Origin of the sequence: Micromonospora sp. A3M-1-15 (genome assembly GCF_024213425.1) — a bacterium.
Lineage (GTDB): Bacteria > Actinomycetota > Actinomycetes > Mycobacteriales > Micromonosporaceae > Micromonospora > Micromonospora chersina.
Genome location: NZ_JANAVK010000002.1, coordinates 332,012 through 343,839, shown reverse-complemented (window position 1 = coordinate 343,839; position 11,828 = coordinate 332,012). Strand labels below are relative to the sequence as shown.

The window sequence follows — 11,828 nt, the reverse complement described above, 5'->3', positions numbered from 1 at the left end:
GGTGACGGGGATGACGACGGCACAGCGACCGACCCTGGAGGCGGTGGCCAGACGGGCAGGCGTGTCCCGGGCCACGGTCTCCCGGGTCGTCAACGGCTCCACCACGGTCGCCGAGTCGATCCAGCAGGCGGTCCGCCGGGCGGTCGAGGAACTGGGCTACGTCCCGAACCTCGCCGCCCGCAGCCTGGTCACCCAGCGCACCGACTCGGTCGCGCTGGTCATGCCCGAGGCGGCCACCCGGGTCTTCTCCGACGACCAGGTCTTCCCGGGGATCATCCGCGGCGCGGCCCAGGAGCTGGAGGCGGCGGACAAGCAGCTCGTGCTGATGCTGGCCGGCTCGCCGGCCGGGCACGAACGGGTCGAGCGGTACACCACCGGGCGGCACGTCGACGGGGTGCTCTTCGCCTCGCTGCACGGCGAGGACCCGCTCCCCGGCCGGCTGGCCCGACTCGGCATCCCGGTGGTGTGCAGCGGCCGCCCCCTCGACGGCGCCGAGGTGCCCTACGTCGACGTGGACCACGTCGGCGGGGTGGCCGAGGCGGTCCGCCACCTGATCGGGAACGGTCGGCGGCGGATCGCCACCATCGCCGGGCCGCAGGACATGGTCGCCGGCATCGAACGGCTCGTCGGCTACCGGGAGACGGTCGCCGCGGCCGGCCTGCCGGAGCTGGTCGCGTACGGCGACTTCACCCGGGAATCCGGCACGGCCGCCATGCGGCAGCTGCTCGCCGCCGACCCGGAGCTGGACGCGGTGTTCGCGGCATCCGACCTCATGGCGCACGCCGCGCTGCGCACGCTGCGGGAGGCCGGCCGGCGGGTGCCGGACGACGTCGCGGTGATCGGGTTCGACGACATCGAGACGGCGGCGTACACCGAGCCGCCCTTGACCACCGTGAAGCAGCCGATAGTGGAGCTGGGGCGGGCCATGACCCGGCAACTGCTCCGGATCGCCGCGGGCGAGCAGGTCGAGCAGGCGCTCGTGCTCCCCACCGAGCTGGTGGTGCGCGAGTCGGCCTAGCCGGAGTATTGCGTCGCGGGCCGGGGCGACCGGCGCTAGGGTCGCGCCGTGACCGGCATCGTGCACCTGATCCGCGCGCCCCAGCTCTCCGACGTCGCGGAGTACGCGTACGCGGCCGAGGTCGCGCCGCCCGCGCGGCTGATCTTCACGGCCGGGGCCTGCCCGCTGGACGCCGAGGGGCGGACCGTCGCGCCCGGCGACCCCGCCGGCCAGGCCCGGCAGGTGATGGCCAACCTGGAGACGGCGCTGGGCGCGGCCGGCGCCGGGCTCGCCGACGTCGTCAGGACCACGGTCTACGTGGCCAGCGGTGACCGTGCCGACCTGGTGTCCGTCTGGCAGGTCGTCCGGGACGCGTTCGGCGACCACGATCCACCCAGCACGCTGCTCGGAGTGGCCGTGCTCGGCTACCGGGACCAACTCGTGGAGGTCGAGGCGGTCGCCGCCGTCCGGGCCGACGCCGGCTGAGTGCGGCCGGTGGTCGCCGCCGGGGCTCGGTAAATCCGTCGCCGGTGGCGGGCGACCGCTCTAGGGTCGCCCGAATGACCGACGAGCTGATCCGACCTGCCCGCCCCGAGGACGCGCCCGGCGTCGTGGCGCTGCGCGGTGTCGTCCACCCGTACCTGGTGCGCGGCGTCGAGTCGACGCGACGCATGATCGCCCAGCCGCCGCCCGGTGAGGACTGGGCGGCGTGGGTGGCGGAGGCGGACGGGCAGGTGGTCGGCTGGGTGTCGGCGTACCTCAACATCCAGACCTCCGCGGCGAACGTCGGGGAGATCTCGACCCTGCACGTCCACCCGGCGCACCGGCTCCGGGGAGTCGGCACGGCCCTCCTGGACGCCGCGCTCGCCCACCTGCGCCTGCTCGGCGCGAAGCGGCTGCTCACCTGGTCCCAGCCCGGGTCCCTGCCGTTCGCCCGCCGGCACGGCTTCACACCCAGCCGGGAGCTGCGCTACTCCGCGCTCGACCTCCGGCCCGCGCCGCCGATGCCCGAGCCGCCGCCCGGCGTACGGCTGGTGCCGGCCGCCGAGGTCGACCCGCGTGAGGTCCACCGAGTGGACGCCGAGGCGTCGCTGGACGAGCCGGGCGACGTACCGACCGACGCGCTCGGCTACGACGTCTGGCACCACGAGGTCTGGGACAACCTGGGGCTGGACCGGGACGCCAGCACGCTGGCCGAGGTGGACGGCAGGCTGGTCGCCGTGAGCCTGGTCAAGCGGGACGGCGACCGGATGTGGTCGGACTTCACCGGCACCGTCCCGGAGCACCGGGGCCGGGGGCTGGCCCGGCTGGCGAAGCAGGCCGCGCTGCACCGGGCGGCGACATCCGGGGTACGCACCGCGTACACCTCGAACGACGAGGCGAACGGGCCGATGCTGGCGGTCAACGCCCGGCTCGGCTACCGGCCGGTGGCCAGCCAGTGGTCCTGCCTGCGCGACCTCGACTAGCGCCCGGCGGCGACCCGGACGGCCGTCGCGTAGGTGTCGGCGCCGAAGAGCACCAGCCGGGCCTCGGAGACGTTGACCGGGGTGGCCGCGTGCAGCACGGCCAGCGCCTGGGCCACCGCGTCCTCGACCGGCCAGCCGTAGACGCCGGCGGAGATCAGCGGGAAGGCGACGCTCAGCGCGCCCAGGTCGTCGGCGATCCGGAGGCTGTTGGCGTAGCAGTCGCGCAGCAGCGCCGACCGGTCCTCGCGCGGGGAGAAGACCGGCCCGACGGTGTGCACCACCCAGCGGGCCGGCAGGTTGCCCGCCGTGGTGGCGACCGCCTCTCCGGTGGGCAGGCCCCGGCCGTAGCGGGAGGCGCGCAGCGCCCGGCACTCCTCCAGGATGGCCGGCCCGCCCTTGCGGTGGATCGCGCCGTCCACGCCCCCGCCGCCGAGGAGCGAGGAGTTGGCCGCGTTGACGATCGCGTCGACCTGCTGCGCGGTGATGTCCCCCTCGATCAGGACCGTCTCCATGTCACGCCTCCTCGACGACGGACTGCCCGAGCGACCGGCGGGCCAGCAGGGTGGCGCCGGCGACGGCGGCCGGCATGACCAGCACCGCGCCGAGCGGGATCAGGAAGCAGAGGAAGACCGCCACCCCGAAGCCCAGGGTGGTCGGCCGGTCCGCCTTGAGCAACGACCGCCGCTCCGGCAGGCGCATGCCGCGCCGGTAGAACGGCGCGCCGACCAGCTCCAGGGCGAGGAACCAGCCGCCCACCAGGGCGCCGACCACCGGGACCACCGTCTGCCCGACCAGCGGGATGAAGCCGGCCACGAAGAGGGGTACGCCCACCAGCGCGGAGATGGCCACCAGGCGCACCGAGTCCCGGATGCTGCGCCGCAGCGAGGCCCAGAACGGCACGTCGACGGCGCCGGGCGTGCCGCCGAGACGCTCCTCGACCCGCTCGGAGATCTTCTCGTAGAACGGGTCGCCGACGGCCAGCGTGACCGCCGTGAAGGTGAGCACCCCGAGCAGGCCGGCCAGCCCGACGACAGCCAGGCCGGCCGCCACCCGGATCAGGCTCCGCCAGGTCCCCGACCAGTCGTCCGCGAACGGCGTGACCAGCGCGGCCAGGTCGTCCACGAAGTACAGCAGGGTGGCGAACAGGGCCACGAAGAGCACGCCGGAGATCAGCGCCGGCACGATCCCGAGCAGCATCAGCCCCGGGCTGCGGACGTAGAGGCCGAGGCCGCGCAGCAGCAGGCCGGCGCCGGCGAGGAATCGGGTGACGGCGCCGGCCACGGGCGCGGCGAGGCGGGGTGCGTCCACGACCGGAGAGCCTAGTCCGGCGGGTCACCCGTTGAGATACGCGAGCACGGCCCGGACCCGACGGTGCGCGTCGTCGGCCGGTGGCAGGTCGAGCTTGGCGAAGATGTTGGTGATGTGCTTCTCGACGCTCACCGGGGCGAGCACCAGGGCCGCGCAGATCGCCGAGTTCGACATCCCCTGCGCCATCAGCCCCAGCACCTCACGTTCCCGCGGGGTCAACGCGTCCACGCCGGACCGTCGGCTGTTGCGCGTGAAGAGCTGGCGCACCACCTCCGGATCCATCACCGTCCCGCCGGTCGCCACCCGGTCCACCGCGTCCAGGAAGTCGTCCAGCGCGGTCACCCGGTCCTTGAGCAGGTAACCCACCCCGCCCCGACCGTCGGCGAGAAGTTCGGCGGCGTACGCCCGCTCGACGTACTGCGACAGGATCAGCACCCGGGCGTCCCGCCCGTCGGCCCGCAGCCGGAGCGCGGCGCGCAACCCCTCGTCCCGGAAGCCGGGCGGTAGCCGGACGTCCACCAGGGACAGGTCGGGCCGGTGCCGCTCGACCGCGTCGAGCAGTTCGTCGGCATTGTCGACCGCGGCCACCACCTCGTGCCCGGTGTCGGTGAGCAGTCGCACCAACCCGTCGCGGAGGAGCAGCAGGTCTTCGGCGATCACGATGCGCATGGCAGCTCCGCGTGGAGGACGGTGGGACCGCCCGGTGGACTGGTGAGGGTCAACGCGCCGTCCAGCGCCTCGACGCGGCGGCGTAGCCCGTCCAGCCCGCTGCCCGCGAGGTCGGCGCCGCCTTTCCCGTCGTCGGTCAGGCTCACCGTCAGCGTGCCCGTGCCGGGGACCAGGGCGATCGTGCAGCGGGACGCGTCGGCGTGCTTGGCGGCGTTCGCCAGCCCTTCCGCCACCACGAAGTAGGCCGCCGACTCCACGGCCGCCGGATGGCGTGCGTCCGGATCGCCGCACAACCTGACGTCGAGCGGACTGTCGGCGGCCAGGGCGGCGAGGGCGGCGTGCAGGCCCCGGTCGGTGAGGATCGGCGGATGGATCCCTCGGACCAGCCGACGGAGTTCCGCCAGTGCCTCGTCGAGCTGGGACCGGGCCAGGTCCACGTCGGACACCGCCGGCCCGCCGGCCCGCATCTTCCGGGCGGCCAGGGCCAGGGTCATGCCGGCCGCCACGATCCGGGCCTGTGCACCGTCGTGCAGGTCGCGCTCGATCCGCCGCAGCTCGGCGGCCTGCGCGTCGACGACCCGCGCGCGGGTCTCGGCGAGCCGGGCCGCCTCGCGGACGAGACGCAGGTGCGCGCCCGGCGCCAGCAGGGCCCGCGCGCCGGATGCCACGCCCCGCGCCAGCACCCGGAGCAGCCAGGCCGCCACCGGAAGCACCAGGAGCCCGATCGCGGCGAGCGCGAACCGGCCCGGCGTGGTGGTGAGCAGCGGCCGCAGCGGCCACGGCGCGTTCCCGTTCGGCACCGCCCAGAGCCATCCGGGCGCGAGGACGGCAGCCACCGGCACGGCGGCCAGCACCGTCCCCGCCACGCCGGTGACCAGACCGACCGGGAAGCACACCACCAGCCAGGCCAGGTCCCGCCAGCTGGCCGGCTGCCGGGCGACGGCGGCGACCCGCTCGCGTACCGTCCCGGGCGCGGCCGGCTCGTACGGCTCGTCCAGCGGCCGGCCGAGAACCCATCCGGCCCGGTGCCGCTCGGCGGTGGCGAGCCGGCGGGTCACCCAGGCCGCGCCGAGGAACGCCGGGCCGCCGAGCTGGGTCACCGAGAGCAGGCCGACGGTGACCAGCGCCGCCACCGTCCAGGCGAATCCGGCGGCACCGGCCAGGATCCCGGCCGCCAGGTACGCCACGCTCCGGGCGGTCGCCGTCGTCACCCGGCGGATCGTAGCGGTCCGGGCCACCGCCGACGTGCCGGCGGCGGCCCGGGGGCGTACGGTCACCGGTCCCCGAGGGCCGGCAGGTCGCGGCGCCGGAGCACGAGCCGAACCGGGAGGGCGCCGCCGGCCAGCCCCAGCCCGGCCACCCCGGCGAGCAGGACCAGGTACGTCGCAGGGGCCACCACCAGCCGGAACACCCCGTCCTGAGCGACGCTGAACGGGACGAGCACCGCGCTGGTGACCGCAACCCCGAGGACCAGCCCGGCCGTGACCGTGATCAGCGCCTCCCGGTCCACCAGGCGGTGCACCTGCCGGGCGGTGGCGCCCGCCAGCCGCAGGTCGGTGAACTCCCGCCGGCGGGCGGCCGCCGAGATGGCGAACGTGTTCACCACGGCGATCGCGGCGAAGCCCAGCGAGACCACCACGAGCAGTTCCCACGCGCCCTGCTGGTTGCCGTCGTCGGTACGGGTCGCCGCCGCGGTCGGCAGCACCCGCAGGTCGGGCCAGCGCTGCCGGATCCGGTCGGTCACCGCGCCGTCGGAGTGCCGCAAGGCGACCATGGTCACCAGACCGTGCGGATCGTGGGCGGCGACCAGGCCGGCCGGCAGGGTCAGCTCGCCGAACCCGCGGTGCCGGGTGTAGCGGGCCGAGAGCCGCAGGACCACCCGCTCCCCGTCGGGAAGCCAGAGCGGCACCTCGTCGCCGAGCCGCCAGCCGTATGCATCGGCCAGGTCGGCGCTGGCTGCGAACGTCCCGTCCCCGGCCAGCGCGCCGGCCTCGACGGCCAGGTCGAGAGCGCCGTCCGCGCCGGTCCGCAGCAGGCCCTGCGCGGCGTAGTCCTGGGGCTTGCCACCCCGGGCGAGCACCACGCGGGTGGGCACGGTCGCCACCGCCCCGGTGACGCCGGGCAGTGCGGCCACCCGCGCCGCGGTGTCGAGCGGCAGGCCGGTCGCGCCGGTCACCAGGGTGGTGGCCCCGGCGAGCCGCGCCGACTGCTGGTCGCCCGCCAGCCGGGTGAGCAACTCGCCGTTGAGCAGCAGCGGCGCGTTGATCGCGAACATCAGCACCAGCGGCACGGCCACCGCGGCGGTGCGGCGGACCTCCGCGCGGGTGGTGGCGGCGGCCAGCCAGCCGGCGGCTCCGGTACCGGCGCTGAGCCGTCGTGGCACCGCGGTGACCAGGCGGACCAGCAGCGGGCCGAGCGCGGCGACCGTGCAGAGCAGCAGCGCCGACGAGATGAAGGTCATGCCCATGCCGAACGGACCGCCGAGCGGCACGAAGGTCAGCACGGCGACCGCGCCGCCCGCGGCGACGAGGGCGATGGCGGACCGCGCCAGCATCCCGCCGCGCGGGGCGACGGCGGTCTCGGTGAGCGCCTGGGCCGGCGCGATCCGGACCGCCCGGCGGCCGGCGAATCGCGCGGCGACCAGGGTGACGAGCGCCCCGGCAAACCCGGCGAGCAACAGCACCACCGGGTTGACCCGCACGGTGAACTGCGCCGGCACCACCCCGAGGTGCCGGAACCGGGCCGCCACCAGGTGCGCGACGAGCACGCCGAGCGGCAGCCCCGGCAGCGCGGCGACGGCGGCGAGGACCAGGCTCTCCACCCCGAGCAGCCGACGGAGCTGGCGCGGGGTCGCCCCGATGGTGCGCAGCAGCGCCAGTTCGCGCAGCCGCTGCCGGACCCCGAGCGCCACCGTGCCGGTGAGCACGAAGATCGCGGCGAAGGCGGTGATGCCGATGGTGAAGCCGAAGACGGAGATCGGTCCGATGTAGTCGGGCAGCGCCCCGGGCAGGTCGGCGCGGACCCGGTCCGGCCCGGTCAGCACCGGTGCGTCCCCGGCGCGGGACCGGACCGCCGCGAGCAGCGCCGTCCGGTCGGCTCCCGGCGCGGCCAGCACCGCGACGGCGGTGGGTCCGGCCAAGCCGGAGACCGTGGCCACCTCACCGTCGGCCAGGAAGAGCGCGCCCTGGGCGGGCAGCGCCTCCCGCCCGGCGGGGGCGGCGATGCCGGCCAGCCGCAGGCCGCGTACTCCCGTGCGGGTGGTGATCCGGAGCTCGTCCCCGACCGTGAGGCCGCCGCGGGCGGCGAGGTCGGCGTCCACGACCGCCTCGCCGGCCGCCGGCGGGTGCCCGGCACGCAGCCGGTACGGGGTGAGCGCGGCCGACGACCAGCCGTGCCCGATCACCGGGGCGGCGTCGGCGCCGCGCACCGGCCCGGCGGCGGTGGTCAGCTCGACGGGGAAGGCGGCGTCCGGGACGACCCGGGCCACCCCGGGCAGCTCGGCCAGCCGGGGCGCGAGGTCCGCGGGAAGCGTCCCCGCACCGCTGAGCCGTTCGGTCTTCGTCTTGGTCTTCGTCTTGGTCCTGCCCTTCTTGTGCTTCTCCCTCGTCGTGGTGAGGGTGACGTCGCGGGCGCCGGAGACGACCGCCGTGGCGGCCTCGAACCGGTCGGCCGGCGGGGTCGCGGTGAGCACCGAGAAGAGCAGCAGGCCGGCCCCGGCCAGCAGTGCCACGGCGAGCAGCGCGGCGAGGAAGGTGCCCAGGTAGGCGCCCCGGTGGCGGCGCAGCGTTCCGATCGCGAGGCGGATCATGCGGCCGTCACCGCCGTCATCCGCGCGGCCACGGTCTCCACCGTCGGCTGGGCCAGTTCGCTGACCACCCGGCCGTCCGCGAGGAAGACGACCCGGTCGGCCCACGCGGCCGCCGCCGGGTCGTGGGTCACCATCACCACCGCGGTACGCAGGTCGTCCACCGCCTCGCGCAGCAGCGCGAGCACCTCCCGGCCGGCGCCGAGGTCGAGGGCTCCGGTCGGCTCGTCGGCGAAGATCACCTCCGGTCGGGCGGCGAGCGCCCGGGCGAGCGCGACCCGCTGCCGCTGCCCGCCGGAGAGCTGCCCGGGCCGGTCGTCCTCCCGCCCGGCCAGGCCGACCCGGTGCAGCACCTCACGGGCCCACGCCCGATCGGGCCGGGTACCGGCGAGCCGCTGCGGCAGAAGCACGTTCTGCCACACCGACAGGGAGTCCATCAGGTTGTACGACTGGAACACGAAGCCCACCCGTCGGCGGCGGGCCTGGGTGAGCTTCGGCTCGCGCAGCGTCCCGAGCTCCTGCCCGGCGAGCCGGACCCGCCCCCCGTCCGGGCGGTCCAGACCGGCGGCGCACTGCAGCAGGGTGGACTTCCCCGACCCCGACGGTCCCATGACCGCGTTGAACGTCCCGGCCCCGAAGGCGACCGTGACACCGGCCAGCGCGGGCGTTCCGCTGCCGCCGGCATAGCTCCGCACCACATCGACCAGTTCGACGACCGGCCCGCCAGCTCCGTGAATTCGCATGTCCTCAGCCTCGTCACCGGGCGGTCCCGGCAACACACGGCCACCTCGTATCTCCGGGGTGGGGACAGCCCTACCGCGGCGGAGGCGGGGCAGGATGGGCGGGTGCGTGCGTCCCGGCTGATCTCGTTGGTGCTGCTGCTCCAGGCGCGGGAGACGATGACCGCGGCCGAGCTGGCCCGCGAGCTGGAGGTCTCCGAGCGCACCGTCTACCGGGACGTGCTGGCGCTCTCGGCGGCCGGGGTGCCGGTGTACGCCGACCGGGGCCGCGCCGGCGGCTACCGCCTGCTCGGCGGCTACCGCACCCGGCTGACCGGGCTGACCCGGGACGAGGCGGAGGCGCTCTTCCTGGCCGGGCTGCCCGGGCCGGCCGGCGACATGGGGCTGGCCGACGCCGTTGCCGCCGCCGAGCTGAAGGTGCTCGCCGCGCTGCCGCCGAGCCTGCGGGACGCGCCGGCGCGGACCGGCCAGCGGTTCCACCTGGACGTGCCGGGCTGGTTCCGGGAGGCCGGCCCGCCCCCGTGGCTGGCCGAACTGGCCCGGGCGGTGTGGCGGGACCGGCTGGTCGAGCTGCGCTACCGGCGCGGTGACCGCGAGGTGACCCGCGTCGTCGCGCCGTACGGGCTGGTGCTGAAGAACAGCGTCTGGTACCTGGTCGGGCGGGTCGGCGACGGGTGGCGGACGTACCGGGTGGACCGGGTGGTCGGCGTGGAGGTGGGCGCGGAGGGCTTCGCGCGGGACGAGGGCTTCGACCTCGGGGCGTACTGGCGGGAGCAGGCCGAGGCGTTCCTGCGCGACCTGCTCCGGGCCGAGGTCACCGTCCGGCTCAGCCCGGCCGGACTGCGCGCGCTGCGGCACCTCGTCGACGCGCCGTTCGTCCACGCCGAGGCGGTCGCCGCCGCCGGCCGGCCCGACGGGCAGGGCCGGGTGGTGCTCCGGCTGCCCGTCGAGTCGGTCGAGGTGGCGTACGCCCAACTGCTGGCGCTCGGCCCCGAGGTGGAGGTGCTCGACCCGCCCGAGCTGCGGGCCCGCTGCGCGGCGGCGGCCCGCCGCGCGGCCGCGCTCTACGCCGACGACCCGGACGACGCCGGCGGCGCGGCCGCGCCGGACGCCGGTCAGCGGTAGCCGGTGTCGTTCGCCGGCTTGCCGGGCCGGACCACCTCCTCGTAGTAGCGCGCCCAGTGCGGGCGGGTGCCGTCGAGGTCGGTGAAGCCGTACACCTGGGCCAGCCCGCCGCTGTCCACGGACTTCCCGTTCCAGCGGGCCCGGTCGGGGTCGGCGGCCAGGGCGGCCACCGCGCGCCCCACGAGGGCCGGCGTCTCCGACATGACGAAGTGCGGATCCTTCGCCGCGCCGTCGCGCCAGTTGGCCTCGGTGACGCCGAAGTGCTCCAGCATCGCCTCCGAGCGCAGCCAGCCGGGGGTGAGCGCGACCGCCGTGGCCCCGTGCGGGGCGAGTTCGTGCGCCTGGCTGAAGGCGAGCCGGTTCACCGAGACCTTGGCCAGGTCGTAGAAGACCGAGAGCCGGTACTCGGTGTCGTTGTACTCCTTGGTCCCGTCGCCGATCTCCACGACCAGCCCCCCGGGGTTGCGGATCAGCAGTGGCAGCGCGAAGTGGCTGGTGATGATGTGGGTGTCGACGGCCAGCCGGAGGGTGCGGAAGCCGGCGTCGAGGGGCTGCTCCCAGACCGGCTTCTCCCAGGTGATCAGCGGATCGGCGCCCCAGATGTCGTTGACCAGCACGTCGAGGCGGCCCTGCTCGGCATCGATCCGCGCGACGAGGCCGCGGACCTGTTCGGGGTCGAGGTGGTCGACGGCGACGGCGATGCCGGTGCCGCCCGCGGCGGTCACCAGTTCGGCGGTCTCCTCGATGGTCTCCGGCCGGTCCATCTCGGAGCGGCGGGCGCGGGTGGAACGGCCGGTGGCGTAGACGGTGGCGCCGGCGGCGCCGAGCTGGACGGCGATCTGCCGGCCGGCGCCCCGGGTCGCGCCGGCGACGAGCGCGATCTTCCCTGTCAGCGGTGTGGTCATGCCACCACCGTGACACCGATACCTGACGGCCGAAGTCCGGTTTTCCGAAGCGATCCGGATCGGCCATCATGGCCCGCATGCACCTGTTGCTCTCCGGGATCGTCGGCTCCGTCGCGTACGGGCTGGCCGGGCCGGACTCGGACGTGGACCGGATCGGCGTCTTCGCCGCGCCCACGGTCGCCTTCCACGGCCTGCACCCGCCCCGGGAGTCCGTGGTGACGACGGATCCCGACGTGACCCTGCACGAGTGCGCGAAGTACGCCCGCCTCGCGCTGAGCGGGAACCCGACCGCCACCGAGCTGATGTGGCTGCCCGAGGAGTGCTACGAGACCCGCACCGGGTTCGGGGACCGGCTCATCGGCATCCGCGCGGCGTTCCTCAGCGGGCCCCGGGTCCGGGACGCGTACCTCGGCTACGCCAGCCAGCAGTTCCGCAAGCTGACCAGCCGCGATTCCGACGGCTCCAGGTCGGGGCGCGGCGCAGGACGCGCCGAGCTGGAGTCGTCGCACGTCGGCGGCCGGCGCCGGTCGGCCAAGCACGCCCGGCACCTGGCCCGGCTGCTGCATCAGGGCCGGGTGCTCTACGCGACAGGCGTGCTGGAGATCCGGCTGGCCGACCCGGAGTGGTTCCGGGCGTTCGGCGAGCGGGTGGCCGGTGGCGCGCTGGCCGAGGCGGAGGAGCTGGTGGCGGCGGCCGAGCGGGACTTCGCCCGGATCCGCACCCCGCTGCCGGAGCGCCCGGACGAGGAGACCGTGGAGCGGTGGCTGCTCGACGTCCGGGCGGCGCACCTGCCGCGCTGAACCGCCCTGCGCG

12 protein-coding genes are annotated in these 11,828 nt (G+C 75.7%); 5 read left to right on the top strand and 7 right to left on the bottom strand.

Features of this window, described 5'->3' with window-relative positions:
* Nucleotides 1–10 precede the first annotated feature (10 nt).
* The 3 genes from NLX85_RS11330 to NLX85_RS11320 all read left to right on the top strand — a co-directional run bounded on the left by NLX85_RS11330 (nt 11) and on the right by NLX85_RS11320 (nt 2,463).
* Nucleotides 11–1,018: a LacI family DNA-binding transcriptional regulator gene (locus NLX85_RS11330; protein WP_254334345.1), complete on the top strand. Its 1,008-nt coding sequence runs from the start codon at nt 11–13 to the stop codon at nt 1,016–1,018.
* Between the two features lie 57 nt (nt 1,019–1,075).
* The gene (locus NLX85_RS11325; RefSeq protein ID WP_374628089.1) at nt 1,076–1,483 is read left to right on the top strand and encodes a RidA family protein; all 408 of its coding nucleotides are present in this window, start codon (nt 1,076–1,078) and stop codon (nt 1,481–1,483) included.
* 74 nt (nt 1,484–1,557) lie between these two features.
* Entirely contained in the window at nt 1,558–2,463 is a 906-nt protein-coding gene (locus NLX85_RS11320) for a GNAT family N-acetyltransferase (protein WP_254334344.1), read from the top strand.
* Here the strand turns inward: NLX85_RS11320 and NLX85_RS11315 are convergent.
* The 6 genes from NLX85_RS11315 to NLX85_RS11290 all read right to left on the bottom strand — a co-directional run bounded on the left by NLX85_RS11315 (nt 2,460) and on the right by NLX85_RS11290 (nt 8,988).
* Nucleotides 2,460–2,975 carry an O-acetyl-ADP-ribose deacetylase gene (locus tag NLX85_RS11315; protein WP_254334342.1) on the bottom strand — a complete coding sequence of 172 codons (516 nt, stop codon included), beginning with the start codon at nt 2,973–2,975 and terminating at the stop codon, nt 2,460–2,462. The two genes, NLX85_RS11320 and NLX85_RS11315, sit on opposite strands and share 4 nt — an antisense overlap.
* A 1-nt stretch (nt 2,976) precedes the next feature.
* Nucleotides 2,977–3,771 (bottom strand): EI24 domain-containing protein, encoded by a 795-nt coding sequence (locus NLX85_RS11310; RefSeq protein ID WP_254334340.1) that lies wholly within the window; start codon nt 3,769–3,771, stop codon nt 2,977–2,979.
* Between the two features lie 24 nt (nt 3,772–3,795).
* On the bottom strand, nt 3,796–4,440 hold the full coding sequence (locus NLX85_RS11305; RefSeq protein WP_254334338.1) for a response regulator transcription factor: 645 nt from the start codon (nt 4,438–4,440) through the stop codon (nt 3,796–3,798).
* On the bottom strand, nt 4,428–5,651 hold the full coding sequence (locus NLX85_RS11300; RefSeq protein WP_254334337.1) for a sensor domain-containing protein: 1,224 nt from the start codon (nt 5,649–5,651) through the stop codon (nt 4,428–4,430). Before NLX85_RS11300 ends, NLX85_RS11305 begins: the two co-directional genes overlap by 13 nt.
* Nucleotides 5,652–5,713: 62 nt before the next feature.
* Nucleotides 5,714–8,248, bottom strand: a complete 2,535-nt coding sequence (locus tag NLX85_RS11295) for an ABC transporter permease (protein WP_254334336.1) — start codon at nt 8,246–8,248, stop codon at nt 5,714–5,716.
* Nucleotides 8,245–8,988, bottom strand: coding sequence for an ABC transporter ATP-binding protein (locus tag NLX85_RS11290; protein WP_254334333.1), 744 nt, complete (start codon nt 8,986–8,988; stop codon nt 8,245–8,247). The genes NLX85_RS11295 and NLX85_RS11290 overlap by 4 nt, the downstream gene beginning before the upstream one ends.
* A gap of 102 nt (nt 8,989–9,090) precedes the next feature.
* Here NLX85_RS11290 and NLX85_RS11285 point away from each other — a divergent pair, with 102 nt between their 5' ends.
* Nucleotides 9,091–10,110, top strand: a complete 1,020-nt coding sequence (locus NLX85_RS11285; protein ID WP_254334332.1) for a YafY family protein — start codon at nt 9,091–9,093, stop codon at nt 10,108–10,110.
* Here NLX85_RS11285 and NLX85_RS11280 read toward each other — a convergent pair.
* Nucleotides 10,101–11,015 carry an SDR family oxidoreductase gene (locus NLX85_RS11280; protein WP_091317497.1) on the bottom strand — a complete coding sequence of 305 codons (915 nt, stop codon included), beginning with the start codon at nt 11,013–11,015 and terminating at the stop codon, nt 10,101–10,103. The two genes, NLX85_RS11285 and NLX85_RS11280, sit on opposite strands and share 10 nt — an antisense overlap.
* 77 nt (nt 11,016–11,092) lie before the next feature.
* Between NLX85_RS11280 and NLX85_RS11275 the strand changes: the two genes are divergently transcribed.
* Nucleotides 11,093–11,815, top strand: a complete 723-nt coding sequence (locus NLX85_RS11275) for a DNA polymerase beta superfamily protein (protein WP_254334331.1) — start codon at nt 11,093–11,095, stop codon at nt 11,813–11,815.
* Nucleotides 11,816–11,828: the final 13 nt, after the last annotated feature.